The following is a 25,858-nucleotide window of genomic DNA, read 5'->3' as shown; positions in this document are numbered from 1 at the left end:
ACCGGCGCTTTAAGGCTCAGACATCTCTGGAGGTCAGTCCGATAATTATGCGTGGCCTGTGCTTAACACATCAAACCAGCGCAAAATGCTGTAGAAAATACCAGTATCAAGTGCCGGTATTCTGCCGTTCGTTTTATGAACCGGCTTGAGCCATATTCACACGGATTTCAGCGCGCAGCGCATCAATCGGCTTCAACACGCCGTTTTCTTCATAGTGCCAGAACGTCCAGCCATTGCAGGCATCAAAGCCCTGTACCTTGGCACCCATACGGTGAATAGAACCGGCATCGCCGTTGGCAGATAGAGTACCGTCTGCACGAACAATCGCTGCATGACGACGTTTGGCATCACACAGAACTGTACCCGGACGCAGCAGGCCGGCTTCAATCACGCTGACAAAGGCTACACGTGGTTCGGCACGCTTGCCGGTCATGACCTTCAGCTCGGTTTTACCCAGCGGCTCAACAGCTTCGATACGCTTGGTTGCCGCATCAATGTAAGACTGGTCACGCTCAATACCGACAAAATGACGGCCGAGACGCTTGGCAACCGCACCGGTGGTGCCAGAACCAAAGAACGGATCGAGGATCACATCACCAGGCTTCGATGAAGACATCAGAATACGGGCAAGCAATGCTTCCGGCTTCTGGGTCGGATGAACCTTATCGCCATTATCATCCTTCAGACGCTCACCGCCGGTGCAAATCGGAAACAGCCAGTCAGAGCGCATCTGCACATCATCATTGGCGGCTTTCATGGCTTCGTAGTTAAACGTATAGCCTTTGCTCTTCTGATCGCGGGATGCCCAGATCAGCGTTTCATGCGCATTCTGGAAACGACGGCCGCGGAAATTCGGCATCGGATTGGTTTTGCGCCAGATAATATCGTTGAGCATCCAGAAACCCAGATCCTGCAGCGATGCGCCGACGCGGAAAATATTGTGGTATGAGCCGATAACCCAGATGGTGCCGTTTGGCTTCAGCACGCGGCGGCAGGCCAGCAGCCATGCACGGGTAAAGGCATCATAAGCCTGAAAACTGTCGAACTGATCCCAATGGTCGTCAACTGCATTGACCTTGGTCTGATCCGGACGGTGCAGAGCACCTTCAAGCTGAAGATTGTAAGGGGGATCAGCAAAGATCACATCCACCGAATGATCCGGCAAACGATCGAGCGCAGCTACGCAGTCACCCTTAAGAATTGTATCGAGCCAGACCGAGCGCGGTGCAGCTTCTGGCAGATCTTTCACAAGACGAACAACGGACATGTGATACTCGCTAAACATAGGAACGCTTTACTGTCCTTATGGTTACCGAACAGGGTAAACATGGGGTTAATCAAATTGTTAAAAAGCGTTATCAGGTGCGAAAATCGCCAAATTTCTTTAAAATCAACGCAAAACAGCACTCACAAACCACTGTAAATGCTTAATAATTTTTAACACTTGGCGAAATTGCGATTCCAAAGCTTAAAATCAGACACCGCAAATCACCCGATTTTGCCCGCTGATTTGCCTTGCCGATAAAACACAGAAGAGCCGGCAATTTCTTTTATCATTTTGACCCTCAATCGTTTTAAGTGTAAACAGTGCCCGTCCTCCCTCTCCTTTTGTTGCGAGCCCTGTTGCGGCTTTTGCAGCTTCTGAACATTTACGGATTTTTCATGTCAAAACCCCAGCTGATCCTCTTCGACTGTGACGGTGTTCTGGTCGATTCCGAGTATATTGCCGCACAGGTCGAATCCGAGCTTCTCACCGATGCCGGCTACCCTATTTCGCCGGAAGAAATTGCCGAGCGTTTTGCCGGTCTGACATGGCCAAGCATTCTGATGGAAATTGAACGGGAATCTTCCATTCCGATCTCCGCCTCGCTGATTGAAAAATCACGCAAAATCATGAAAGAGCGGATTACCAAAGAACTGCTCACTGTAGACGGTATTGAAGATGTGGTCAGCCAGCTTCAATATCCGAAAGCTATCTGCTCCAACTCCAATTCGGACTCTCTGGAACTGATGCTCAAGCGTTCAACGCTGTATGATGCATTTGCCCCGCATATTTATGCGTCGCGTGAGGTTGGCAATAAAGAGCCGAAGCCTGCGCCGAATGTTTATACCTACGCGGCTCAGCAATTTAATGCTGATCCGAAACAGTGTTTTGTCATTGAAGATTCAAGCCATGGCATCCATGCGGCACGCGCTGCAGGCATGCGGGTCATCGGCTTTACCGGCGGTGCCCACACCTATCCGGGTCATGCAGACAAGCTGACTGAAGCCGGTGCGGAAACAGTTATCAACCGTCACCGCGATCTGCCTGCCGTGATTGAAGCCATGGCAGAATGGGATGAAGGCTTCTGATAACCTTCTGAGAAATGTAATAAAAAGGGCGTGCCGCAAGCACGCCCTTTTTTATATCGTGATGATCAGGCCGCTGATTTCTTCGCGTCTTTCACGGGAGCAGTCAGTGCAGCATAAATCTGCTGTGCTTCTGTCTCGCTGAGACCAATCATCGGACGGCCTTCAATCATAACCGGTTCGCCGGAATCCATTTCAAAAATGGCCCAGGTGTCGGTTGGTTCCTGAATGAGTTCATATACTGTCATCATGCCAGCAGTCTAAACGTTAGAGATTACAAATAGTTTCATTCTTTCATCGCTTTAACGATGAACAGGCGGTATTTTCCCGTAAGCACATCCGAAAACCGGACAAATCACTGACAAAAAATTCGCAAATAATTGATATTAAATAATATTTTTCAGATAAAAGTTTTATTTACCGTAAGAAGCTTTCAGATTTTCCAACCTGCAAAACCCACGGCAATATGAACCTATAGTAAATAATTTATGCACTAATTTTAGACACTTGGCAAATACCAGACAGAATACAGCATCTGTCTGCTGGTTTTAACGGTATCACCTGACAGCATTGTGCTTCAGTACAATAAAAAATGCCGCATTCCTTGTCGGGAATACGGCATTTTTAACTGTCGTGACTTCAGATTACCCCTTATTCGGGCCTTCATCAAAACCAATAAAGATCTGCACCTGACGTGACGATGCTTCAGGCACGCTCACCGGCGTTCCCGCGAACAGGAACTGCGTTGCCGACTGGGAATTATTCATCGCAACTGCCTGTTTATGCAGTTTTGTGGAGATCACTTTATCGCCTTCCATCACCACAACGCGGATCGGCATACTGATTGTGCCGTTGCGGAATTTCGGCCCAGGTACAACGCGGCCTGCGGCTGCAACAGTAATTGTCAGCGTACCATTATCCCGACGGCAATCGCGGGTCACATCGCTGATCGAAGCCTGATAAACCACGCGGCTGCTGTCACCGTTTCCGCCCTTTTCATAGGTGCTGAAGAATGACGTTCCCTCACGCAGGCTGATGCGCGGGCAATAAGCCTGCAAATCCGCCTGTGTCACGCGCTGCTCACCGGATGTGGAAACAGCGCCCTGCTGACTGCCGCTGGTTGAGCAACCGGCAACCAACAAACCAAGCAATGCAGCTCCACCCAAACGGGTAAACCGCAATGAAAGAGGATTTAAACGTCCGAAGGTAGATTTCTGCATAAACCGGTCTTCCTGAATATTGAACCTGTTTGCGAACCGCTCCGGCAACGCGCCGTAACTGTTCGGTTGTCTTGTTTCCCGCATCTACCGAAGAGTTTCACTCTTTGTCTGATGCGTAAATTCTTCATCATCGCGCATTTTACCCAAAAACCGTTTCACACTTTTTGGAATGCGCCATCATTGTTTATCGCGCATTTTATCCAAAAACCGTTTCACACTTTTTGGAATGCGCCATCATTGTTTATCGCGCATTTTATCCAAAAACCGTTTCACACTTTTTGGAATGCGCCATCATTGTTTATCGCGCATTTTATCCAAAAACCGTTTCACACTTTTTGGAATGCGCCATCATTGTTTATCGCGCATTTTATCCAAAAACCGTTTCACACTTTTTGGAATGCGCTTTATACCCAAATCCTGCGGCGTCTTTGACATATCCATATGGACGCAAGGCGCTTAACATGCATTATGAGATAATATTTTCACGTTTTTTGTGAACAGGGCAAGCTCTATCCACCGATGCTTGCGTCAGCCACAAGAGATATGACAGGAAAACACCGCAAACTTGACCGAAACCGGCTCAAAACCGGCACAGAATTGCATTGACTGAATGAGGCCTGAAATCTTATGAAATATATCAGCACCCGTGGCGAAGCGCCGGTTTTGGGCTTTTCTGATGCACTTTTGGCGGGTTTGGCGCGGGACGGCGGTCTCTATCTGCCGGAAACCTATCCGCAATTTTCCTCAGACGACATCCGCAAGCTGCGCGGCAAATCCTATGTGGAAATCGCCCTCGCAGTCCTCACTCCTTTTGTGAATGGTGAGATTCCGGACGCCGAATTTGAAAAAATGGTGCGCGAATCTTATGGCTCATTCCGCCATGATGCCGTCTGCCCGCTGGTGCAAACCGGTGCGAATGAATTTGTTCTGGAGCTTTTCCACGGCCCGACTCTCGCCTTTAAAGATGTGGCAATGCAGCTGCTGTCACGCATGATGGATTATACGCTGGCACAGCGCGGACAGCGCGCAACCATTGTCGGCGCAACTTCCGGCGACACCGGCGGCGCGGCGATTGAAGCTTTTGCCGGTCGCGACAATACCGATATTTTCATCCTGTTCCCGCATGGCCGTGTGTCACCTGTGCAGCAGCGCCAGATGACCTCATCTGCAGCCAGCAATGTTCATGCTCTGTCGATCGACGGTAATTTTGACGACTGTCAGAACCTCGTCAAAGGCATGTTCAATGATCTGAACTTCCGCGACACGCTTTCGCTTTCCGGTGTGAATTCGATCAACTGGGCACGTATCATGCCGCAGATCGTTTATTATTTCACATCGGCAATCAGCCTCGGCGCACCGGATCGCAAAGTGTCCTTCACTGTGCCGACCGGTAATTTCGGCGATATTTTTGCAGGTTTTGTTGCCAAGAAAATGGGCCTGCCGATTGACCGTCTGATCATTGCAACCAATGACAATGATATCCTGTCACGCACTGTTGCCACCGGCTCCTATGCGATGCGCGGTGTGGAACAGACCTCTTCTCCGTCCATGGATATCCAGATTTCTTCGAATTTCGAGCGTCTGCTGTTTGAATCCTATGACCGCGATGCAGCAGCTATTCGCGGCCTGATGCGCAGCCTCGGCCAGTCCGGTGAATTCACTATTGCCGATGCACCGCTCAAAACCATCCGTGAGCAATTTGCTGCCGGTCGTTCGACGGTAGCCGAAACCGCTGCAACCATTGACTCCGTGCTGAAACAGGACGGCTATCTGCTTGACCCGCATTCGGCTATCGGCGTTAAAGTTGCCCGCGAACACGCAGATACAGCCTCGCCAATGGTGGTGCTGGCAACCGCCCATCCGGCCAAATTTCCGGATGCAGTGAAAGATGCCTGCGGCGTTTCTCCGGCTCTGCCTGCTTGGCTCAGCGATCTGATGGAGCGTAAAGAACATTTCACGCGTCTTCAAAATGACCTGAAAGTGGTGGAAGATCATATCCGCAGCCACTCGCGAGCAGCAAAATAATCAAAGTTCTGCTGCAGCCATATGTTGTATTATGGCAGCAAATTTGCATAGATTTCGGTCTGCCCCTATATGTCACCTGATAAAACAACAGGGGCAGACGAGCTCTTCCGGAACGGTCACGTTCTTTCTTTGTCGCATTGCCATGCCCGTCAGACTCAAAGAAGCTGACGGTTAAAATACTCAGGGGAGTATGCCTAGAATGGGTGTAGAAGTTAGCGTTCTGTCCAACGGACTGACAATTGCCACCGAAACCATGCCACTGATTGAAAGCGTGGCATTGGGTATCTGGGTCAAGGCAGGCTCCCGCAATGAAGCGCATAACCGCCACGGCATTGCGCATTTTCTCGAGCATATGGCCTTCAAAGGCACAGAAAACCGTAGTGCATGGCAGATTGCAGCCGATATTGAAAATGTCGGTGGTGAAATCAATGCTGCAACCAGCGTTGAAACCACCTCTTATTATGCCCGCGTTCTGCGCAATGATTTGCCGCTGGCGATTGATATTCTGGCCGACATTCTCACCAGCTCAAAATTCGATGAAGATGAGCTGGAACGCGAGAAAAACGTCATCATGCAGGAAATCGGCGCGGCCTATGATACGCCCGATGACATTGTTTTCGATCGTTTTTCTGAAACATCCTATCTAAACCAGCAGATCGGCCGCTCCATTCTCGGTACACCGGAAACGGTGCAGTCCTTCACACCGGGTGATCTGCGTAATTATATCAATGAACAATATAGCGCCGACCGTATGGTTGTTGTCGCTGCCGGTGCTGTTGACCACGCCTCGTTTGTGCGTGAAGTGGAAAGCCGTCTCGGCGGTTTCCGCGCAACGACACAGGCTGCAGCGCCGGTGAAAGCATCCTATGTCGGCGGTGATTACCGCGAAGAACGTGACCTGATGGATGCGCAGGTTCTGATCGGTTTTGAAGGCCGCGCTTACCATGTGCGCGATTTCTATGCCTCACAGCTTCTGGCAACGGTTCTTGGCGGCGGCATGTCTTCCCGCCTGTTCCAGCAGGTGCGTGAAAAGCGTGGTCTGTGCTACTCTGTCTATGCCTTCCATTGGGGCTTTTCCGATACCGGCCTGTTCGGCATTCATGCGGCAACCGGACGTGAAAACCTTGAGGAACTGGTGCCCGTTGTTCTCAACGAGCTTTATGAAGCATCGAGTAATATCAATATTCAGGAAGTTGACCGCGCCCGTGCGCAATATCGCGCCGGTCTGCTGATGTCGCAGGAAAGTGCAGCAAGCCGAGCAGGTCAGATTGCCCGTCAGATGCTGCTCTATGGTCGTCCGGTACCGAATGAAGAACTGCTGGAACGTCTGAGCCTGATTACGCCTGAACGTCTGACAGATCTTTCCGGTCGCATGTTCCTCGACAGCAAACCGACCATTGCCGCTGTCGGCCCTGTCAGCCAGATGATGGGTTATGACGATATTCACGGCACGTTGCGCGGCTTCGCCGCGAATAAGCGTCCGGCACTGGCAGTTTAACTTAACAGGCTGGGTATCATGATCAGCTTTCCCTTCAGCAAAACACCGTCTGTGTATCTGAAGGGGGAGCGTCTGTTTTTGCGTGAGCCGCAATGGTCTGATTACCGCCAATGGGCAAATTTGCGCGAAAAAAGCCGTGCTTTTCTGACCCCATGGGAGCCGGTATGGCGGGATGACGAGTTGGAAAAATCGAGTTTCCGGCTGCGGCTGCGCCATTACTCTGAAGAAGCACGCAGCGGAAATGCATGGTCGCTGTTTTTATTCCGCAGGTCCGACAATGTTTTGCTGGGGGGAATCACCCTCGGTAATATCCGGCGCGGTGTCGCCCAATCCGGACAGATCGGATACTGGTGCGGCGCACCTCATGCAGGCCAAGGCTATATGTTCGACGCTTTGAAACTGGTTATCCCCTTCGCATTCAGTGAACTGCGGTTGCACAGACTTGAAGCTGCCTGTATTCCGTCTAATCTGCGTTCGGTCAGGCTTCTTGAAAAAGCCGGATTTTTACTGGAAGGCACATTGCGCTCCTATCTCAAGATTAACGGCCTGTGGCAGGATCATCTCCTCTACAGCCTGATTGAGGGAGAAGAGCAGCGCAGAGGTCTTTCTGTTAAAACAACAGCCGTCTGACCGTTAAGCGCAAAGCACCTGATACCAAGACAAAAAGGTAAAGATAGTGACAGAAAACTTTCAGAACCGATTGAAAACGTTTTTCTGTGTGTTTGCCTTTATCGCAGCATTATTGCAGATCACGGTTCCTGCATCCGCAGTTGAGCCGATCAAAATTTCCAAAGAAGACACTGCTCTCGACCTCACCCGCGCTGTGCAAATCATGCATAATCAGGGTGATACTGTGCAGGTATCCACGGCTCCCGGTGCCGACGGCATTGTGCGACGCATTGAAGTGCAGGCCGACAAGGACAAACGCTCCAGCGGTAACTGGGCAGCTTTTGCTATTGCCAATCCGACTGATGAGCAGATTGACCGTCTGATTGTTGCCCCGCATTACCGTCTTGTGAAATCGGGTTTTGTCTGGCCGGATCTGGGTTCGCAGCGCATTTCCTCCATCACACCGAGCGAGGGCTTTGCGCTTGACCGTCAGGTCAGCCCTGATGCGGATGTGTTTCTGATTACCATCAATCCGGGCTCGGTGATTACACTGGTTGCGGAGATGGCCTCCCCTAACCTGCCGCAGCTTTATCTGTGGGAGCCGGATGCCTATAAAGACACAATCAACTCCTATACGCTTTATCGCGGTATTCTGCTCGGTATTTCCGGCCTGCTGGCGCTGTTTCTGACCATTCTTTTTGTCGTGCGCGGAACATCGCTGTTTCCTGCGGCTGCGGCGCTGGCATGGGCGGTTCTGGCCTATATCTGTGTGGATTTCGGCTTCTGGAACAAGCTGATCGCCATCACCCCCGGCAATGAGCAGATGTGGCGGGCTGGCACGGAAGTGGCACTGGCTGCAAGTTTCCTGATTTTCCTGTTCACCTATCTCAATCTCAACCGCTGGCACGACCATTTTTCCTATGGCGCTGTGGCATGGGTTCTCGGCCTGATGATGCTGAGCGGTGTGGCCATTTTTGATCCGCCGATTGCGGCCGGTATTGCCCGTATCTCTTTTGCGCTGACTGTTATCTGCGGCATCGTCATTATCGGCATTCTGGCTTTGCGCAGCTATGACCGCGCGATTATGCTGATCCCCACATGGCTGCTGATTGCCATATGGATGACCGGCGCATGGCTGGCCGTTTCCGGCCGTCTGGACAATGATATTGTGCAACCCGCACTTGGCGGTGGTCTTGTCCTGATCGTTCTGCTGATCGGTTTCACCGTGATGCAACATGCTTTTGCAGGCGGTGTGCTGCGTGTCGGCCTGTTCTCCGATATGGAGCGGCAGGCGCTGGCGGTTATCGGTTCCGGCGATATTGTCTGGGACTGGGATGTGCCGCGCGACCGCGTGGTGACAACGCCTGATATTTCCACCTATCTCGGCACGGCTGCGGCCAGCCTTCTCGGCCCTGTGCGCAACTGGTTGCCGGTAATGCATGGTGATGACCGTGATCGTTTCCGCACCACGCTGGATGCAATTCTGGAAAACCGTCGCGGTCGTATTCACCAGACTTTCCGTCTGCGTGCCAATGACGGTCACTACCACTGGTATCATCTTCGCGCGCGTCCGGTTATCGGTTCGGATGGTGAAATTGTGCGCTGTGTCGGCACACTGCATAATGTGACCGAGCAGAAAAAGGCCGAAGAACGCCTGCTGCATGATGCCGTGCATGACAATCTTACCGGCCTGCCGAACCGCGAGCTGTTCCTCGACCGCCTCGCCAATGTCATGAGCATGTCCTATAATGAGAGCAGGCTCAAACCGACTGTTTTCGTCATTGATATTGACCGGTTCAAACAGGTCAATGACAGCCTCGGCATGTCTGCCGGTGATACAATCCTGCTGACGATCTCGCGCCGCCTGTTCCGCTTGATGAAGCCGCAGGATACGCTTTCAAGACTGTCTTCCGACCAGTTCGGCCTGATCCTCGCGTCTGAATCTGATCCGGCAAAGGTTGCAGCCTTTGCGGAAGCGCTGCGTCAGGCCATCCGTGCGCCGATCTCTTATGCCAAGCGCGAGATCGTACTGACCGCTTCCGTTGGTCTTCTGACATGGACAGCCAATGCCGCCAATGCGGAAGATATGATCAAAGATGCGGAACTCGCCATGTATCAAGCCAAGCGTTTTGGCGGTGACCGTATTGAACCGTTCCGTCCGTCTTTCCGTGCTATTGGCAGCGACAAGCTGCAGCTGGAATCCGATCTGCGCCGCGCCATTGAGCGCAAAGAAATCACAATTGCCTATCAGCCGATTGTGAACCTGCAGGACGGCACTATTGCCGGTTTTGAAGCTTTGATGCGCTGGGAACATCCACGCCGCGGGCCGATCTCGCCATCTGAATTTATTCCGATTGCCGAGAATTCCGGTCTCATCGTGCCGCTTGGCCTGTTCGCCATGCAGCAATCGGCCAATGACCTGTTCAACTGGCAGGAAAACCTGTCGCGTCCGAACCTGTTTGTCTCCGTCAATCTGTCCAGCACCCAGTTGATCCGTCAGGATTTGCTGAGCGATGTCCGTGCGATCCTGTCGCGCACCCATGTGACCAAAGGCACACTCAAACTGGAACTGACAGAATCTGTGCTGATGGAAAATCCGGAACAATCAGCACATATGCTGAACGAGCTGAAATCCATGGGTGTCGGCCTGTCACTGGATGATTTCGGCACCGGCTATTCATCACTGGCCTATCTGACACGCTTCCCGATTGATATGATCAAAATCGATCGCTCATTCGTCAAAGGTGACAAGCCGCAGAAAGCGACGCTGCTGCGCTCCATCATTCGCATGGCGCAGGATCTGGAACTCAAGGTTGTCGCTGAAGGTGTTGAAAGCGAACAGGATGCCATGCAATTGCGCGAAATGGGCTGTGAATATGTTCAGAGTTTCCTGTTCGGCCAGCCGATGACTGCTGAAAATGCAGCCCGCCTGCTCAATGGCCAGACAGTAGAATAAGCATCACTCGTCAAAAGTAAAAAACACCGCCTCTCCTGTAGGAGCGGTGTTTTTTTATGTATCAGACTTTGCTTCAAGCATGTCCGGCCTGCACAACGAGGCGTGCAGGATCGACGCCCATCTGCGCCATGACGCGATCATATTTGCCGAGAATATCCGTATCAAACAGCAAATCTGTGGTCGGCGGGCAGATCAGCCAGTCATTACTCGCAATTTCACGTTCAATCTGCCCTGCATCCCAACCGGCATAGCCAAGCGCCATCAGTGTTTTATCCGGCCCGATACCATCCGATATGGCATGGAGAATATCCATAGTCGCGGTCATGCATATATCATCGGTGACGGGAATACTGGTTCCGACCATAAAATCATCACTATGCAGCACAAAGCCCCGTCCTGTTTCAACAGGGCCGCCACGGCGCACCATCAGCGAGCGAGCTTTTTCAGGCAGCAAAATACTCTGCGCCTGCGTAATAATACCAAGGCGGATCAAGAGGTCGGGAAACTCAAGCGGCTGCAGCTGGTTTATGATGAAACCCATCGTCCCCTGCTCTGAATGCGCACAAATATAAATGACCGAACGGGCAAAACGCTCATCCGTCATACCGGGCATTGCAAGCAGAAATTGTCCGTTGAGAAAACCGTTGTTCACCACACGCCTCTTTCAATTTCAATGCAACAGGATTGATAAAGATAAATGTGTAATTTTTGCCGTTCGCTGGGGATGATTATGCGTCTGTTTTATTCATTCACGGCATAGTGAATAATCAGCATAACACAACGCTTACATGAGCCAAGTCACATTTATCGAAGTTTTTTGAAGTGCAAAAATCCTGCCTGTATTTTTTCAGCCATTTCAGCGCATTACTTAAAATTCGTACTTTAGAAAATTCATATTAAAAGCGAAATATTCTGCCTGAATGAGAAAAATTACATGCCTGCCTGTCAGAATTTTCAAGAAATAGCGCTTCCGTAAAATCCGGTCAGAGGCTATGTATAATGCCAATATCCGCTACTCATAATCTGTATGAAGGAGAACAGACAATGGCCATTCAGATCGGCGATAAACTGCCAGCAGCAAGCTTCAAAACCAAAACTGCTGACGGTGTTAAAGACGTCACCACAGATGACGTTTTTCAGGGTAAGAAAGTCGTTCTCTTTGCAGTACCGGGCGCTTTCACCCCGACCTGCACACTGAACCATCTGCCGGGCTATCTGGCGAATTACGACGCGCTGATCGCTAAAGGCGTGGACACTGTTGCCGTTGTTTCCGTCAATGACGTGCATGTCATGGGCGCATGGGCAAAGGCCACCGAAGGCGAAGGCAAGATCGTCTATCTTTCCGACGGTATCGGCGCATTCACCAAAGCTGCCGGTCTTGATATCGACCTGTCCGGCGGCGGTCTTGGCGTGCGCTCCAAGCGCTATTCAGCGCTGATCGAAGATGGCGTTGTAAAGAGCCTCGACATTGAAGAAAATCCGGGCGTTGCCACAGTTTCTTCCGCAGAAGCGATGCTCGAAAAGCTCTGATTTTTATAATCGCAAACAGAAAAGCCCGCTACAAAGCGGGCTTTTTTTTATAAAGAGAATGATCAAAATCAGAGCGAAATATATAAAATGCCGGCAGCCAGCAGCAAGCAAAGCGGCGAATAGTACCGGCTGTCATATTTTGCAAAATCAGACATAGACGGGCGTTTGAAAAAGCCGACCAGCCTGAAATCTCCGACAGCACGCAGAAACAGAATAAATGCCAGCCCCCAACATAACGGCTGAAGCATAGTGACATTCTGAACACCGACAGAGAACACCAGAGCAGCAAACAAAAACAGAGCAACGGCTACAGCCAGAGTAGCGGCTTTAGACGGCGTGAATGATTGCTGCCCGTCTGCTCTTACCGGAACTGCGGCGGTTTTCCCTATCTCGCCGTCAAACGCCCAATAGACATGAATGGCGGATAAAATAAGAAAAACACCTGTGAGCAACAATCCGATATAAAACATTGTCTCTGCTTTCTGCAGCATTGCAGCTGCACAGATAGTTTCGTTACACGAATATCAGCGTTTTTTATAAGGCGCCATACCTTCACGGGCAAGCTCATCGGCACGTTCATTCTCAGGATGACCCGCATGGCCTTTAACCCAGTGCCATGTCACCTTATGGTTTTTGCGCGCTGCATCCAGCTCCTGCCAAAGCTCGGCATTTTTAACCGGAGCCTTGGCCGCTGTTTTCCAGCCATTGCGCTTCCAGCCTTCGATCCATTTGGAAATGCCATCGCGAACATAAACCGAGTCCGTATAGAGATCGACCTGACACGGCTCTTTGAGGGCCTGCAATGCAGATATTGCAGCCATCAGCTCCATCCGGTTATTGGTCGTATCCGGCTCACCACCATTCAGCTCTCTGCGGTGTCCGTTATATTCCAGTATAGCCCCCCATCCCCCGGGACCCGGATTTCCTGAACAGGCACCATCCGTATAGGCTGTAATCGTCTTCAAGCGGTTTTCTCACATTTATTTATAAGGCAGTTCACGGCTATTCAGCACAGTAACCTGCTATTGCTTACTGGCCATATTCGCTTGCCGAACGTACTTCACGATGAAAACGCATACGACGCAAATATTCCATCGGATCTTTTTTCGTCACAAAACTGTCCGCAGGCACATTGATCCAGTCATAAAGCCGCGTCAGCATAAAGCGCAAGGCAGCGCCTCGGCATAGCGCCGGTAAGGCCTCACGCTCTGCAGAGTTCAGCGGGCGCACAGAATTATAACCGCGCAGCAAAGCTGTGCCTTTAGTCAGATTATAGGAAAAATCACGCTCGAAGCACCATGCATTGAGGCAGATTGCCAAATCATAGGCCAGCATATCCGTGCAGGCGAAATAAAAATCGATAATGCCTGACAGGTTCTGACCGATGAAAAACACATTATCCGGAAACAGATCGGCATGGATCACACCGCGCGGCAGATCCGACGGCCAGTTCTGCTCCAGATAGGCCAGATCCGCTTCTGTCTGTGCACGCAAACCGGCTTCAACGGCATCAGCATCTGCCATGCATTTTTCCCAGAGCGGGCGCCAGTCTTTCAATGTCAGGCTGTTTTCGCGTTCCATCGCAAAATTCTGACCGGCGAGATGCATCTGCGCCATTGCCACACCCAGAGCATAGCAATGTTCCGCAGCAGGTTTACGCAACCACATGCCTTCGAGAAAGGTGACAATTGCCGACGGACGGCCAGCCAATTCACCAATCGCCTCACCGTTTTTTTGCACAACCGGTTGCGGGCACTCAATCCCGTTGACCGCCAGATGCTGCATCAGCTTTATGAAGAACGGCAGATCATCACGATCCACGCGCTTCTCATAAAGGGTCAGAATAAATGTGCCTTCAGTCGTTCGCAGCAGGAAATTGGAGTTCTCAACACCTTCGGCAATGCCTTTGAAAGACAGCAAAGTACCTATGTTGTAATTTTCCAGATAGGCTGCCAGTTCAATTTCATTAATATCCGTATAGACAGCCATGCTGGTCTCCCCTCTGCCGTCACCTGCGAAAATCGCGGCAGATTATTCTTTATTTCAGTGATTGCCGTTCACAAACGCCATGTCCTGAGCCGTCAGTTCCACATCGCGGATCTGACGATTGACAAGGAAGTTCTCGGTTTCAACGGTGGTGATCGCCAGATCAATTGTGACATCAAAACGCTGCGAAAACGCATCGATGATCTCATCAACGATAATTTCCGGTGCGGATGCACCTGCCGAAATTCCCAGCACAGAAAGCTCGCCCAGATTATCCCAGTCAATCTCTTCTGCACGCTGCACAAGCAGAGAATGACGGGCACCGGAACGCTCGGCCACTTCCACCAGACGTTTGGAATTTGAAGAGTTCGGCGCGCCGACAATCAAAAACAGATCACAGCCGGGAGCCGCTTCTTTCACCGCTTCCTGACGATTGGTTGTAGCATAACAGATGGATTCAGCGGCAGGCGCTGTCAGCTGCGGAAACCGCTCCTGAAGCTTGGCAATAATACCCGCAGTATCGTCTACCGACAGCGTTGTTTGCGTTACAAAGCCGAGATTTTCAGGATCTTCCGGCTGGTAGGCCTCTGCGTCAGCTACCGTTTCGATCAAGGAAACCGTGCCTTCCGGCAGTTGCCCCATTGTGCCGATCACTTCCGGATGACCGGAATGGCCGATCAGAATAACATGACGGCCAAGACGCTGATGGCGCATCGCCTGTTTATGAACTTTGGAAACCAGCGGACAGGTTGCATCCAGATAGAAAAGGTTTTTCGCATCCGCATCTTCCGGCACGGATTTTGGCACACCATGAGCGGAGAACACTACCGGCTGATCGCGGTGTTCCATCGGAATTTCGTCCAGCTCTTCCACAAAAATCGCACCGCGCGCCTGCAGGCCTTCAACCACATAGCGGTTGTGAACAATCTCATGACGCACATAGACCGGAGCGCCGTATTTCTTCAGCGCCAGCACAACGATCTGAATAGCGCGATCAACACCGGCGCAAAATCCACGTGGACCGCACAGGCGGATGGTCAGCTTAGGCTTATCGGTCATTGAACTCTGATTATCCTGTCTTCAAAGCAACATTGCGACCATAGATCATCAATGCGCTGTAAAACAAATGCTGCTGTAGCAATTGGGCTTCGCATCGTACAATGTCAACAGCTATTGCGCATCCCCGCTGCGACGCTGACGGAAAATATAGATAAAGGTGACAACCAGCAAAACGGCAGCCAACCCGAACCATGTGCCCGCATATTGCAGATGATTATTCGGTTGCTCGAGAATGGTTATCCCGCCCTGCGGCAGACCACCGGCATTGGCTGTGGCATCCGCATCCACATCCACAAAGAACCCGACAAAATCATGATCCTGAGCAAGGCCGCTATTTTCCATCATCGCGCCCCAGTCTTTCCAGTAATAAAGTTTTTTAGCCGGTTCATTGTCCGGCAAATAGGAAGACGGTTTGGCAATCAGCGGATCACGGGCAAGCCCCGTAACAGTCACTTCACCCGCGATCTGTCCTTGCGGACGTGTCGCCGGATTTTGCTTTTCATAAGGCACAAAACCACGATTAACAAGAACAGCCCGCCCGTCATTCAGGATCAGCGGCGTATAAACCGCATAACCGGATGCGCCTTTAAAGGTGGTGAAAAAATACTGTTCGCGCTCATGCTGAAATGTGCCCCGCAAAGTCACCGGCATGTAATCAACAACACCGGTTTTGGCAAATTCAGCTTCAATGTCACTCAACGGTTTAGGCGCGGAATGCACTCTTTCTTCAATTTGCGCAATCAGCTGTTCTTTCCAGAACAAACGCTGTGTCTGCCAGATACCAAGCCCCATCAGAATGGCAAAAGCAATGCTGCTGCAGAGCAGTAAAATCCAAGGGAAGGACTTCTGTGTCTTACCGGTGGCAGTCATTCGCGTCCCCGCCTGTCGAGCTGCCCTGACGCTGCTTTATGCTTATATTGCAGAGTTATCAGAATACCTTTCATCCAGCGCGTCAGCACCAGCCCGATGAGAATTGCCAGCGGTATCCAGATGATAAAATGCAGCCAGAGCGGCAGCTGATAAGACACCTCAGCCCAGAGCGCCAAAGCTGTAACAAGAAAACCGTCAAGCAGAAGCACAAAAACAACAGGCCCGTCACCGGAATCTGCAAAACTATAATCCAGTTCGCAGACCTCGCAGCGCCTTGCCAGTTTCAGATAACCATTAAACAAAGCGCCCTGTCCGCAGCGTGGGCAACGTCCTTTGATACCGGCTTTGATTGGCTCTACCGGCGGATAAAGACTATCTTCATTATGCATTATTCCACCTCCGCTGCGATCTAGAGCCGTTTACGTCCAGATTGGATCATAGCGCTCGCTCTAGATTCTTTATTTTGTCGCATTATCACTGCCGTCAAATTGATCCAACGTGACTGTGAAATGCTCTAGTTGCGCCGTTAAAACCAGAGCAAAATTTTAAAGTGTTGGAGCGAGTTTTATTTGCCAAGTCTGGCACACGGCACTTTAAGAAACAAAAAGCGCCGCAGCCCTCAAAAACCGCGACGCTTTCCTTATCCCATCAGGCTCAGAACTCCGGCAAAATGCCGTTATTCCTGATGCCGGTTAATGCACGGCAATCGGTGCGCCCCATGAACCCCAGACATAAATGCTGAAGAACAGGAACAGCCAGACCACGTCCACGAAATGCCAGTACCATGCAGCGGCTTCCAGACCGAAATGGTTCTTCGGCGTAAAATCACCGCGAATAGAGCGGATCAGACAAACAGCCAGAAAGATCGTGCCAACAATAACGTGGAAACCATGGAAACCGGTCGCCATGAAGAATGTTGCACCATAAACGGAATCTTTGAAGGCAAATGGCGCATGAATATATTCATAAGCCTGCACGAAAGAAAACAGCACGCCGAGAACAACAGTCAGCGCCAGCCCCCAGACAAGCCCTTTACGGTCATTATGCAGCAGCGCATGATGCGCCCATGTCAGCGTTGTGCCGGAGAGCAGCAGAATAACGGTATTATAGAGCGGCAGGTGCAGAGGATCGAGAACTTCCATGCCTTTCGGAGGCCACTGACCGCCGGTGAATTCTGCACGCATCACCTGATGCACTTCATTCGGGAACAGGCTGGCATCAAAGAATGCCCAGAACCATGCCACGAAGAACATGACTTCGGAGGCAATGAACATAATCATGCCATAGCGCAGATGGATGGAAACCACGCGGGTATGGTGGCCTTCCTTGCCTTCACGGATCGTATCCGACCACCAGCCATACATGCAGTACAGGATGATGGCGATGCCGATAAAGAACAGCCATGGCGTTACAAAATTGATACCAAACAGATGCAGCTCGCCTGCATTGAGGTAGCGCATATAAGCGATACCGCCAATGGCCAGAACAAACGCACCAACCGAGCTCAGAAACGGCCACGGACTAGGATCTATAATATGATAGTCGTGGTTCTTCTGATGAGTGTCTGCCATGTCATTCCCCCTTAAGGTTTATGCCCCAAGGCTCCTCTGTTTATCTTTCCGGTGCTGCATCCGGATATCCCCCGACAAGCACCCTGTTCTTTATTTTATGTCGCAGGCGCGGTCTGTTTTTGCGCCCCGAACATAGCCCCTCTTGACCATATTCTTGATGCAGTTCGCTTTTTTGCGCACCGCAACATGATGTCGCGGCATCTCTATCCTTGCGGCTTCACCACCGGCTTAATTTCAGCATTTTTCTGTAAAACAGCAGGCGCTGCGGCTGAGTTCACCGGCTCCTTGTCCAGCGGGAAAAATGTATAAGACAGGGTGATCGTCTTCAGCCCTTTAAGGTCTTTTTCTTTCACAATATCCGGATCGACAAAGAACATGACCGGCATTTCCATTGTCTCACCGGCGGCAAGGGTAGTGTCTGTAAAACAGAAACACTGAACCTTGTTGAAATAGGAACCTGTGAGATCCGGCGACACATTGAATGTCGCGCGTCCGGAAGCCGGACGGTCGGAGATATTCTTCGCTTCGTAATTAACGATGATGGTTTCACCGATACGCACAGTCACTTCGCGCTGAACCGGTTTGAACTCCCATGGCAGTCCGCCGGACACATTGGCATCAAAGCGTACATTGACCGTCTGATCGAGGATTGTATCGGACATCTGCTCAACGCGCTGCGTTGTGCCGCCATAGCCGGTAACCTGACAAAACATCTGATAAAGCGGCACAGCTGCATAGGCCATGCCGATCATAGCAACGAAGAAACTGGCACAGGACAGAGCAACAATACGATTGGAACGCTGATGACGTGCAACCTGTGCAGCAGTGTCTTCTGCTGCAGGCGCCTGCATTGTTTCTGTATTTTCCGGTTTCTGTATCATTGCCTATGCCGCCTCCCTGCGACTTAAAACGCTGACAGTTCCGATTACATCGGGCGAACCAGCACACCTGGTCCGAGTTTAACCCATGTGCCGATATAAACGATCAGAACAAAAGCCGTTAAGGCCAGTGCCAGAGCCACAGAACGGCTGCGCTGGGCTTTCTTCTGTTTCTCTGTCTGCGTTATCAGTTCGAGTTCAGTTTTTGCTTCTTTATCCGCCATCATTATCCCCCTATTACCGGCAGTATTTTCGCCACCAGTGCCTCAACAAGCAAGATGCTGAACAAAGCGGACAGATAAACCAGCGAAAATTTAAACAGCGCACGGGCAGCGCGCATTTGTGTTTCATGTTCCGGCGCCATCCAGAGCTGCACTGCGCGCCATACGAAGATTGCGCCAAGCAAAGCAGAAAGCACACCATAGACATGGCCGCCGAAGCCGAGGAACCATGGCAGAACACCAACCGGCGCCACGATCAGCGAATAGACCACGATCTGCAAACGTGTGGATTTTTCACCCCGCACATTCGGCATCATCGGAATTTTTGCCGCTTCATAATCACCGGATGTGAACAGGGACAGTGCCCAGAAATGCGGCGGCGTCCACAAAAAGATAATCAGAAACAGAACAACACTTTCAACCGAAACTGTACCCGTTACCGAAGCCCAGCCGATCATCGGCGGAAATGCACCGGCGGCACCGCCAATCACAATATTCTGCGGTGTCGAGCGTTTCAGCCACATCGTGTAAACGACACTGTAGAAGAAAATTGTAAAGGCCAGCAAAGCAGCAGCAAGCCAGTTGACGAGCAGGCCAAGTGTCATCACGGAAAAGACAGACAGTGTAATACCATAGGCAAGCACTGTTTCTTCACGGATCAGACCGGCAGGGATCGGCCGGTTTTTGGTACGCTTCATAATGCGGTCAATATCCGCATCATACCACATATTCAGTGCGCCTGAGGCACCGCCGCCGATCGCAATACATAGAATAGCAATCGCAGCCATAACCGGATTCATATGACCGGGAGCCACGATCAGACCAACAAAACCGGTAAATACAACCAGCGACATGACACGTGGTTTCAGCAGCGCGATATAATCAGCCGCGCTCGCTTCCGACAGCTGCATCGGCTGTCCGGTTTCACCTGTCATGTTATTTTTCTCAACCAGAGACATTATCTGTATCTGTCCTTATTCAAAAATTCCGGCAAACCGGATACCGGATCTCAAATCCGGCAATTCCTTAAAACGAATGTCGCACTCTGAGCAGCTATTTGCGGGGAGACTGCTTCTCCCGCAACGCCGCATTTTCTTGCGCGACTGTTGCAGCACCTGTGGTGCATTAAGCGCTAATAGCGCCTCTATACACCCAAACACCGCACGGTACACCCGTCATAATTTAGGAAATTCATAAATAGCCTAAAAGTGAACCGCTCTATAAATTACATAAATCATGCTATCCGGCATTTTCTTTTGTATCGGGCGGCAGCATGACTGACGCCGCCCGAACAAAATTACTTCACATGCGGGAGCTGTTCCCACTGGTGGTAAGGCGGCGGCGAAGACAGCTGCCATTCCAGTGTTGTTGCACCCTCACCCCATGGATTTGCACTTGTGGCACGCTTTTTCGCAAAAGCCTCAAATACACCATAGAGGAAAACCAGCACCGCGAAGCCGGAAATATACGAGCCGTAGGATGACACCATGTTCCAGCCTGTATAGGCATCAGGGTAGTCGATATAACGGCGTGGCATACCGGCAAGACCGAGGAAATGCTGCGGGAAGAACACCAGATTCACACCTATAAATGTGAGCCAGAAGTGAATTTTGCCGATGGTTTCATTATACATATAGCCGAACATTTTCGGAAACCAGTAATACCAGCCCGCAAAAATCGCGAATACGGCACCCAGCGACAATACGTAATGGAAATGCGCGACAACATAATAAGTGTCATGCAGCGCACGGTCGAGACCGGCATTGGCCAGCTGCACACCAGTCATACCACCAACGGTGAACATGAAGATGAAGCCGATTGACCACAGCATCGGTGTGCGGAAATCAATCGAACCGCCCCACATTGTGGCAATCCACGAGAAGATCTTGATGCCGGTCGGCACCGCAATCACCATGGTTGCGAACACAAAATAACGCTGTGTATCGAGTGACAGACCCACCGTATACATATGGTGCGCCCAGACCACAAAGCCGACAACGCCGATTGCAACCATCGCATATGCCATGCCGAGATAACCGAAAATCGGCTTCTTCGAGAAGGTTGAAATCACGTGGCTGACAATACCGAAGCCCGGCAGGATCAGAATATACACTTCAGGATGACCGAAGAACCAGAACAGATGCTGATACAGGATCGGGTCACCACCACCTTCAGGCGCGAAGAATGCTGTCGCAAAGTTACGGTCTGTCAGCAGCATTGTGATCGCACCGGCCAGAACCGGCAGAGACAACAGAAGCAGGAAGGCTGTAACCAGAACAGACCATGCGAAAAGCGGCATTTTATGCAGGGTCATGCCCGGCGCACGCATATTCAAAATGGTTGTAATGAAGTTGATCGCACCGAGAATGGACGACGCACCGGAAATGTGGATCGACAGAATTGCGAAATCCACTGCAGGTCCCGGCTGTCCCGAAGTCGACAGCGGCGGATACAGCGTCCAGCCGCCACCTGCGCCCCAGCCACCGGCAGGACCCGGCACGAAGAAGGAAATCAGCAGCAGCAGCAATGCCGGAGGCAGCAGCCAGAATGAAATATTGTTCATGCGCGGGAACGCCATATCAGGCGCACCGATCATCAGCGGAACCATCCAGTTGGCGAAACCACCGATCAGCGCAGGCATGACCATGAAGAAGATCATAATCAGCGCATGCATGGAGGTAAACACGTTGAACATATGCTTACCGGCATCCAGCGCCGCATCGCCTTCAACGCCATAGACCATGGAAGCCAGACCATGGAAAATCTGGATACCAGGCTCCTGCAATTCCGCACGCATAGCGATGGACAATGCCCCGCCGATGATACCGGAAATAATCGCAAAGATCAGATAGAGTGTACCGATATCCTTGTGATTGGTCGAATACACCCAGCGAACCCAGCCGCGCGGCTTGTGGTCGTCATGGTGTGCATCCGCCCCTGCGTGAGGGGCTCCCTTTCGGGTATCGTGAGCTGTTGTACCAGCCATAAGATTGCTCCCGTTCTGAACGAATACCAAATGCCCTTTAGGGAACCAAAACAGGTATTCTAAAATATTGAACTACCACATGAATTCCGTCTTAAATCATATTTGATTTTTAAGCAGCCATGCGGTTCGTGACCTGTAAAAACCAAGGAGCCTGACGAAAACTCCGTTCACGTCAGGCTTATAATCAGTTTCCGGCAACAGTCACGGTCTTGTTGTCATTTTCAATTTCGGCCATCAGCGTCTTATTCGCACCGGAAATATCCGTACGAGCGGCAGCAAGCCATGCATCATAACGCTCCTGTGAGACAACGCGCACAGCAATCGGCATATAAGCATGATCTTTACCGCATAGTTCAGAACACTGGCCGTAATAGAGCCCTTCACGGGCGGCCTTGAACCATGTTTCGTTATTACGCCCCGGAACACCATCCATTTTGACGCCAAAAGCAGGCATTGCCCATGAGTGGATCACATCGGCAGCTGTCACCAGCAAGCGGACAGTCGTATCCACAGGAACCACAACTTCATTATCAACGGCCAGAAGACGCGGATAAGCGGCCAAATCCTGTTTACCGGCAGCAGCACGGTCTTCGTCTTTCAGCAGAAGCGCATCAAAAGAAAGCGGCTCTTCTGTCTGATATTCATAGCCCCAGTACCACTGATAACCTGTTGCTTTAACAGTCAGTTTTGGCTCATCCGGAGAATATTGCGCAGTCAGAAGCTGGAAGGACGGAATGGCCAGAAACAGCAGAATAATGACCGGACCCAGTGTCCAGATCACTTCAATCGTTGTGTTATGGCTGGTTTTGGAAGCAACCGGATTTGCGCCTTTACGGAAGCGCAGGATGCACCACAAGAGCAGTAGCATCACCAGACCGGTTACCGGAATAATGAACATCAGCGAATAACGCTCAAACCAATGTATCTGATCCGCAATTTTTGTTGCGGAATCCTGCCAGCTCAGCTGCCAGTCAACCGGCTTATCAGCCAGTGCGCCCGCTGCAGACGCCAAAAGACCGGACACTGCGCCGAATGCAACCGCGCTGCCGGTCAAAATATGTTTTTTCATCGCAGAATCCTTACCTGCAACGGCTTTATTTGTGGCAATAACCCTATCCACCAGCATCTTCTCCCGATTATAGCCTTGCCGGTTAATCGCGGACATAGCTCTTCCCCAGCCAATGTCCCGTTCCCCCACCGTACTGACAACACATTATAGCACCAAGCAAGGAAGGCGAAGATTTTCCCGTGCGGCATTTTTGCGCGTAATACAACTCAAAAACACGGGTCTTTTCCGGTTCATCCCGCAGGCTACCGGATATAAAACCTTCCAAATCAATCTATAAAAACACATGAAATCAAAGAGTTGAAAATAGGGAGCGGTATAACGCGACCTTTTACAGATTTTGTCTGTCCGGAAAAACCTCAAGGTTTTCCTGATTGTCTCAACCGCGCCAAAACAGCCCAAATCCGCAGATCACGCCTTATTCCGGCCTCAGAACGGAGAATCAATTCACAGTCCGAGCTTATTTGCATTGATCTGGATCAAGTAAAATACAGATAAAACAATGCGCCGCGCATCCTGCACAAAGCTACTGCAATATTCTGAAAAGCACCGCAGATTTCAAACGCTGCACACTCTTTCAGGCCAACATGCAATTCACAGCTCTAAAACGGAGAGAAGATGCTGAAAACTGTGCATGGCATAGCGATAATTTCGGCAATGCGGATTTAGAATGGTGTTCACAATCTGATTTATACTAAAACTTTACCTTATCCGGTTCAAATTCCGCCATTATCCATGTACACAGAATGAAAAGCATGGCTTTCTGATTTGCCGGTTTCCGGAAATGACGCAAAGCCCTCTCTTAAATACGCTTTCAAAGGGTAGTTACGGCTCGCGCCGCATTTACCGATGTAATGTTTACCGAGCCGCCAAAGGTATCATAAATATGCACCATTTCTCTTCTGTCAGCCGTAAAGTTGCCGCTGCTCTGCTCGGTGCAGGCCTTATGGCTGTATCCGCCTCTGCTGCTTTTGCTCAGACTGCACCGCAGCCAACCGCTTCCGGCGCATCGCAGAAAAACGGCACTTTGCGCTCGCAGCATGGCGCATGGTCCATTCTTTGCGACAAGCCTGCCGGTGCCAAGACCGAACAATGCGCGCTGATCCAGAATGTGATCGCCGCTGACCGTCCTGAGCTCGGCCTGTCTGTCGTTGTTCTGAAAACCGCCGACAATAAAGCGCGTATCCTGCGTGTGCTTGCACCACTCGGCGTTTTGCTGCCAAACGGTCTCGGCCTGAATGTGGACGGCAAGGATATCGGCCGCGCTTATTTTGTGCGCTGTTTTGAAGACGGCTGCTATGCGGAAGTTATCCTTGATGACGCACTGATCGACACGCTGCGCAAGGGTAAAGCTGCAACCTTCATCGTGTTCCAGACACCGGAAGAAGGCGTGGGTATTCCTGTTGAACTGCAGGGCTTCAGCGACGGCTTTAACAAGCTGCCATAAGCCTTTCAATCTGATTAAAACGCCGCCGCTCATATTTTGACGGCGGCGTTTTTATTTTATCCCGCTGTCCGGCTTGTCCCACGACAGCAAACTCGCCATATACAAAGAACAATCACCCGTCTGATACAGGACACAGCCGCTGTTCCGGAGTAAATCTATGAGTTCCACCACGTCCCGAAGCCTGATTGATGAATTCGATGTCAGCCGTGACAAGGTTGAAAAACTGGTTGCGCAATCGCTCCACGGTAGTGAAGACGGTGAACTTTATCTGGAATATGCGGAATCTGAATCTCTGGTCTTTGATGATGGCCGCCTGAAAAACGGCGCCTTCAATCAGGGACAGGGTTTTGGTCTGCGTTGTGTCTCCGGTGAGACGGTCGGCTATGCCCATTCCGGCGAACTGACCCATAGCGCCCTGCTCCGCGCATCCGATGCAGCATCAGCGATTTCCCGTGGATCTTCCGGCACCTACAGCGCAGCACCGGCTGGCACCAACCGCCATCTCTATACGGATGTGAACCCGCTAGGCTCTCCGACTTTCAATGAAAAAGTCGTTCTGCTTCAGCAGATTGACGGCTATTTGCGCTCCAAAGACAGCAAAGTGCGTCAGGTCAGCGTCAGCATTGGCGGCTCATGGCAGCAGGTCGAAATTTTACGTGCTGACGGACATTTCGTCCGTGACATCCGCCCGATGGTACGCCTGTCGATTTCCGTCATGGCTGGTCAAGGTGACCGTCAGGAATCCGGCTCCTACTCCATGGGTGGCCGTCGCCTGTTTGAAGATTTTATCGCTACAGGCTCATGGCAGCATGCAGCCGATGAAGCACTGCGTCAGGCTCTGGTTAATCTCGAAGCGATCCCCGCTCCTGCCGGTACATTTGATATTGTGCTGTCCAATGGCTGGCCGGGCGTAATGCTGCATGAAGCTGTCGGCCATGGACTTGAAGGTGACTTCAACCGCAAACAACTCTCGGCCTTTGCAGGCCTCATGGGACAACAGGTTGCCGCCAAAGGCGTGACCGTAGTCGATGACGGCACAATTACTGACCGTCGCGGCTCGCTGACCATTGATGATGAGGGCACGCCGACCAACAGCACTGTGCTGATCGATGACGGCAAGCTCGTCAATTACATGCAGGATCGCCAGAATGCCCGTCTGATGGGGATGAAGCCGACAGGCAATGGCCGCCGTGAATCCTATGCCCATGCACCAATGCCACGCATGACCAATACGATGATGCTCTCCGGCGACAAAACACCGGAAGAGATTATCGCTTCCGTTAAGAAAGGCATCTATGCCGTGTCTTTCGGCGGTGGTCAGGTGGATATTACCTCCGGTAAATTCGTGTTTGGTTGCACCGAAGCCTATATGATTGAAGACGGTAAAGTCGGCGCGCCGGTCAAAGGTGCCATGTTGATCGGTAACGGCCCAGATGCGATGCATCGTGTGTCGATGATTGGCAATGACAGCAAGCTCGACAATGGTTCCGGCAATTGCGGTAAAGGCGGCCAGTGGGTGCCTGTTGGCGTTGGCCAGCCGCATCTGCGTATGGATCAAATGACAGTCGGCGGAACCGCGGTATAAAC

Annotated in this window: 25 protein-coding genes; 9 read left to right on the top strand and 16 right to left on the bottom strand. The window is 51.2% G+C overall.

Annotated features, from left to right (window positions below):
• Positions 1–133: 133 nt before the first annotated feature.
• Positions 134–1,267, bottom strand: coding sequence for a site-specific DNA-methyltransferase (locus tag K1X45_RS14555; protein WP_220159261.1), 1,134 nt, complete (start codon positions 1,265–1,267; stop codon positions 134–136).
• 395 nt (positions 1,268–1,662) lie between these two features.
• Between K1X45_RS14555 and K1X45_RS14550 the strand changes: the two genes are divergently transcribed.
• The gene (locus tag K1X45_RS14550; RefSeq protein WP_075654493.1) at positions 1,663–2,352 is read left to right on the top strand and encodes an HAD family phosphatase; all 690 of its coding nucleotides are present in this window, start codon (positions 1,663–1,665) and stop codon (positions 2,350–2,352) included.
• A 65-nt stretch (positions 2,353–2,417) separates the two neighbouring features.
• Here the strand turns inward: K1X45_RS14550 and K1X45_RS14545 are convergent, their stop codons facing one another.
• Positions 2,418–2,600, bottom strand: a complete 183-nt coding sequence (locus tag K1X45_RS14545) for a hypothetical protein (RefSeq protein WP_075654492.1) — start codon at positions 2,598–2,600, stop codon at positions 2,418–2,420.
• A gap of 393 nt (positions 2,601–2,993) precedes the next feature.
• Entirely contained in the window at positions 2,994–3,569 is a 576-nt protein-coding gene (locus K1X45_RS14540; RefSeq protein WP_255560443.1) for a hypothetical protein, read from the bottom strand.
• A gap of 111 nt (positions 3,570–3,680) precedes the next feature.
• On the opposite strand from K1X45_RS14540, the gene K1X45_RS14535 reads away from it, so the two are divergent.
• The 5 genes from K1X45_RS14535 to K1X45_RS14515 all read left to right on the top strand — a co-directional run bounded on the left by K1X45_RS14535 (position 3,681) and on the right by K1X45_RS14515 (position 10,657).
• Complete coding sequence (locus K1X45_RS14535; protein ID WP_220159260.1) at positions 3,681–4,001, top strand: hypothetical protein; 321 nt, start codon at positions 3,681–3,683, stop codon at positions 3,999–4,001.
• Between the two features lie 195 nt (positions 4,002–4,196).
• On the top strand, positions 4,197–5,594 hold the full coding sequence (gene thrC / locus K1X45_RS14530; protein WP_220159259.1) for a threonine synthase: 1,398 nt from the start codon (positions 4,197–4,199) through the stop codon (positions 5,592–5,594).
• Positions 5,595–5,793: 199 nt separating this feature from the next.
• Positions 5,794–7,092: a pitrilysin family protein gene (locus K1X45_RS14525; RefSeq protein ID WP_022711667.1), complete on the top strand. Its 1,299-nt coding sequence runs from the start codon at positions 5,794–5,796 to the stop codon at positions 7,090–7,092.
• Between the two features lie 18 nt (positions 7,093–7,110).
• Positions 7,111–7,722 (top strand): GNAT family N-acetyltransferase, encoded by a 612-nt coding sequence (locus K1X45_RS14520; protein ID WP_075654489.1) that lies wholly within the window; start codon positions 7,111–7,113, stop codon positions 7,720–7,722.
• Between the two features lie 70 nt (positions 7,723–7,792).
• On the top strand, positions 7,793–10,657 hold the full coding sequence (locus K1X45_RS14515; protein ID WP_170265213.1) for an EAL domain-containing protein: 2,865 nt from the start codon (positions 7,793–7,795) through the stop codon (positions 10,655–10,657).
• Positions 10,658–10,730: 73 nt separating this feature from the next.
• Here the strand turns inward: K1X45_RS14515 and K1X45_RS14510 are convergent, their stop codons facing one another.
• Positions 10,731–11,312, bottom strand: a complete 582-nt coding sequence (locus tag K1X45_RS14510; RefSeq protein ID WP_075654488.1) for a YqgE/AlgH family protein — start codon at positions 11,310–11,312, stop codon at positions 10,731–10,733.
• Between the two features lie 389 nt (positions 11,313–11,701).
• On the opposite strand from K1X45_RS14510, the gene K1X45_RS14505 reads away from it, so the two are divergent.
• Entirely contained in the window at positions 11,702–12,187 is a 486-nt protein-coding gene (locus K1X45_RS14505) for a peroxiredoxin (RefSeq protein ID WP_075654487.1), read from the top strand.
• A 68-nt stretch (positions 12,188–12,255) separates the two neighbouring features.
• On the opposite strand, the gene K1X45_RS14500 is transcribed toward K1X45_RS14505, so the two are convergent.
• The 12 genes from K1X45_RS14500 to coxB form a co-directional block, all read right to left on the bottom strand.
• Positions 12,256–12,657: a DUF3995 domain-containing protein gene (locus K1X45_RS14500; protein WP_213596990.1), complete on the bottom strand. Its 402-nt coding sequence runs from the start codon at positions 12,655–12,657 to the stop codon at positions 12,256–12,258.
• Between the two features lie 54 nt (positions 12,658–12,711).
• A complete protein-coding gene (gene rnhA, locus K1X45_RS14495) occupies positions 12,712–13,152 on the bottom strand; it encodes a ribonuclease HI (protein WP_075654486.1) in 441 nt (146 codons plus the stop codon).
• A gap of 64 nt (positions 13,153–13,216) precedes the next feature.
• Positions 13,217–14,176, bottom strand: coding sequence for a homoserine kinase (locus K1X45_RS14490; protein ID WP_022711673.1), 960 nt, complete (start codon positions 14,174–14,176; stop codon positions 13,217–13,219).
• 54 nt (positions 14,177–14,230) lie between these two features.
• A complete protein-coding gene (ispH, locus tag K1X45_RS14485) occupies positions 14,231–15,232 on the bottom strand; it encodes a 4-hydroxy-3-methylbut-2-enyl diphosphate reductase (protein ID WP_022711674.1) in 1,002 nt (333 codons plus the stop codon).
• Positions 15,233–15,343: 111 nt separating this feature from the next.
• On the bottom strand, positions 15,344–16,102 hold the full coding sequence (locus tag K1X45_RS14480; protein WP_220159258.1) for an SURF1 family protein: 759 nt from the start codon (positions 16,100–16,102) through the stop codon (positions 15,344–15,346).
• Positions 16,099–16,491: a DUF983 domain-containing protein gene (locus K1X45_RS14475; RefSeq protein WP_220159257.1), complete on the bottom strand. Its 393-nt coding sequence runs from the start codon at positions 16,489–16,491 to the stop codon at positions 16,099–16,101. The genes K1X45_RS14480 and K1X45_RS14475 overlap by 4 nt, the downstream gene beginning before the upstream one ends.
• A 303-nt stretch (positions 16,492–16,794) precedes the next feature.
• Positions 16,795–17,673 (bottom strand): cytochrome c oxidase subunit 3, encoded by an 879-nt coding sequence (locus K1X45_RS14470; protein WP_022711677.1) that lies wholly within the window; start codon positions 17,671–17,673, stop codon positions 16,795–16,797.
• A gap of 203 nt (positions 17,674–17,876) precedes the next feature.
• Positions 17,877–18,524 carry a cytochrome c oxidase assembly protein gene (locus K1X45_RS14465; protein WP_220160528.1) on the bottom strand — a complete coding sequence of 216 codons (648 nt, stop codon included), beginning with the start codon at positions 18,522–18,524 and terminating at the stop codon, positions 17,877–17,879.
• 74 nt (positions 18,525–18,598) lie between these two features.
• On the bottom strand, positions 18,599–18,778 hold the full coding sequence (locus K1X45_RS14460) for a hypothetical protein (RefSeq protein WP_022711679.1): 180 nt from the start codon (positions 18,776–18,778) through the stop codon (positions 18,599–18,601).
• The gene (locus K1X45_RS14455; RefSeq protein ID WP_220159256.1) at positions 18,778–19,731 is read right to left on the bottom strand and encodes a heme o synthase; all 954 of its coding nucleotides are present in this window, start codon (positions 19,729–19,731) and stop codon (positions 18,778–18,780) included. Before K1X45_RS14455 ends, K1X45_RS14460 begins: the two co-directional genes overlap by 1 nt.
• Before the next feature lie 338 nt (positions 19,732–20,069).
• Positions 20,070–21,758, bottom strand: coding sequence for a cytochrome c oxidase subunit I (ctaD, locus tag K1X45_RS14450; RefSeq protein WP_213596982.1), 1,689 nt, complete (start codon positions 21,756–21,758; stop codon positions 20,070–20,072).
• Positions 21,759–21,942: 184 nt separating this feature from the next.
• The gene (gene coxB / locus K1X45_RS14445) at positions 21,943–22,827 is read right to left on the bottom strand and encodes a cytochrome c oxidase subunit II (protein WP_116087277.1); all 885 of its coding nucleotides are present in this window, start codon (positions 22,825–22,827) and stop codon (positions 21,943–21,945) included.
• Positions 22,828–23,710: 883 nt separating this feature from the next.
• Between coxB and K1X45_RS14440 the strand changes: the two genes are divergently transcribed.
• Complete coding sequence (locus K1X45_RS14440) at positions 23,711–24,271, top strand: invasion associated locus B family protein (protein WP_022711683.1); 561 nt, start codon at positions 23,711–23,713, stop codon at positions 24,269–24,271.
• 157 nt (positions 24,272–24,428) lie between these two features.
• Positions 24,429–25,856 (top strand): metalloprotease TldD, encoded by a 1,428-nt coding sequence (tldD, locus tag K1X45_RS14435; RefSeq protein ID WP_220159255.1) that lies wholly within the window; start codon positions 24,429–24,431, stop codon positions 25,854–25,856.
• Positions 25,857–25,858 lie beyond the last annotated feature (2 nt).

It is taken from the genome of Pseudochrobactrum sp. Wa41.01b-1 (genome assembly GCF_019464455.1).
GTDB classification, from domain to species: Bacteria; Pseudomonadota; Alphaproteobacteria; order Rhizobiales; family Rhizobiaceae; genus Pseudochrobactrum; species Pseudochrobactrum saccharolyticum.
Note: the sequence above shows the minus strand (reverse complement) of the source record. Positions and strands in the feature narration are given on the sequence as shown.

Coding starts and splice junctions, on each gene's coding strand:
- K1X45_RS14555 (WP_220159261.1), bottom strand. CDS start 1,267: ATGTCCGTTGTTCGTCTTGTGAAAGATCTGCCAGAAGCTGCACCGCGC.
- K1X45_RS14550 (WP_075654493.1), top strand. CDS start 1,663: ATGTCAAAACCCCAGCTGATCCTCTTCGACTGTGACGGTGTTCTGGTC.
- K1X45_RS14545 (WP_075654492.1), bottom strand. CDS start 2,600: ATGATGACAGTATATGAACTCATTCAGGAACCAACCGACACCTGGGCC.
- K1X45_RS14540 (WP_255560443.1), bottom strand. CDS start 3,569: ATGCAGAAATCTACCTTCGGACGTTTAAATCCTCTTTCATTGCGGTTT.
- K1X45_RS14535 (WP_220159260.1), top strand. CDS start 3,681: ATGCGTAAATTCTTCATCATCGCGCATTTTACCCAAAAACCGTTTCAC.
- thrC (WP_220159259.1), top strand. CDS start 4,197: ATGAAATATATCAGCACCCGTGGCGAAGCGCCGGTTTTGGGCTTTTCT.
- K1X45_RS14525 (WP_022711667.1), top strand. CDS start 5,794: ATGGGTGTAGAAGTTAGCGTTCTGTCCAACGGACTGACAATTGCCACC.
- K1X45_RS14520 (WP_075654489.1), top strand. CDS start 7,111: ATGATCAGCTTTCCCTTCAGCAAAACACCGTCTGTGTATCTGAAGGGG.
- K1X45_RS14505 (WP_075654487.1), top strand. CDS start 11,702: ATGGCCATTCAGATCGGCGATAAACTGCCAGCAGCAAGCTTCAAAACC.
- K1X45_RS14500 (WP_213596990.1), bottom strand. CDS start 12,657: ATGTTTTATATCGGATTGTTGCTCACAGGTGTTTTTCTTATTTTATCC.
- K1X45_RS14490 (WP_022711673.1), bottom strand. CDS start 14,176: ATGGCTGTCTATACGGATATTAATGAAATTGAACTGGCAGCCTATCTG.
- ispH (WP_022711674.1), bottom strand. CDS start 15,232: ATGACCGATAAGCCTAAGCTGACCATCCGCCTGTGCGGTCCACGTGGA.
- K1X45_RS14480 (WP_220159258.1), bottom strand. CDS start 16,102: ATGACTGCCACCGGTAAGACACAGAAGTCCTTCCCTTGGATTTTACTG.
- K1X45_RS14475 (WP_220159257.1), bottom strand. CDS start 16,491: ATGCATAATGAAGATAGTCTTTATCCGCCGGTAGAGCCAATCAAAGCC.
- K1X45_RS14470 (WP_022711677.1), bottom strand. CDS start 17,673: ATGGCAGACACTCATCAGAAGAACCACGACTATCATATTATAGATCCT.
- K1X45_RS14465 (WP_220160528.1), bottom strand. CDS start 18,524: ATGCAGGCGCCTGCAGCAGAAGACACTGCTGCACAGGTTGCACGTCAT.
- K1X45_RS14460 (WP_022711679.1), bottom strand. CDS start 18,778: ATGATGGCGGATAAAGAAGCAAAAACTGAACTCGAACTGATAACGCAG.
- K1X45_RS14455 (WP_220159256.1), bottom strand. CDS start 19,731: ATGTCTCTGGTTGAGAAAAATAACATGACAGGTGAAACCGGACAGCCG.
- ctaD (WP_213596982.1), bottom strand. CDS start 21,758: ATGGCTGGTACAACAGCTCACGATACCCGAAAGGGAGCCCCTCACGCA.
- coxB (WP_116087277.1), bottom strand. CDS start 22,827: ATGAAAAAACATATTTTGACCGGCAGCGCGGTTGCATTCGGCGCAGTG.
- K1X45_RS14440 (WP_022711683.1), top strand. CDS start 23,711: ATGCACCATTTCTCTTCTGTCAGCCGTAAAGTTGCCGCTGCTCTGCTC.
- tldD (WP_220159255.1), top strand. CDS start 24,429: ATGAGTTCCACCACGTCCCGAAGCCTGATTGATGAATTCGATGTCAGC.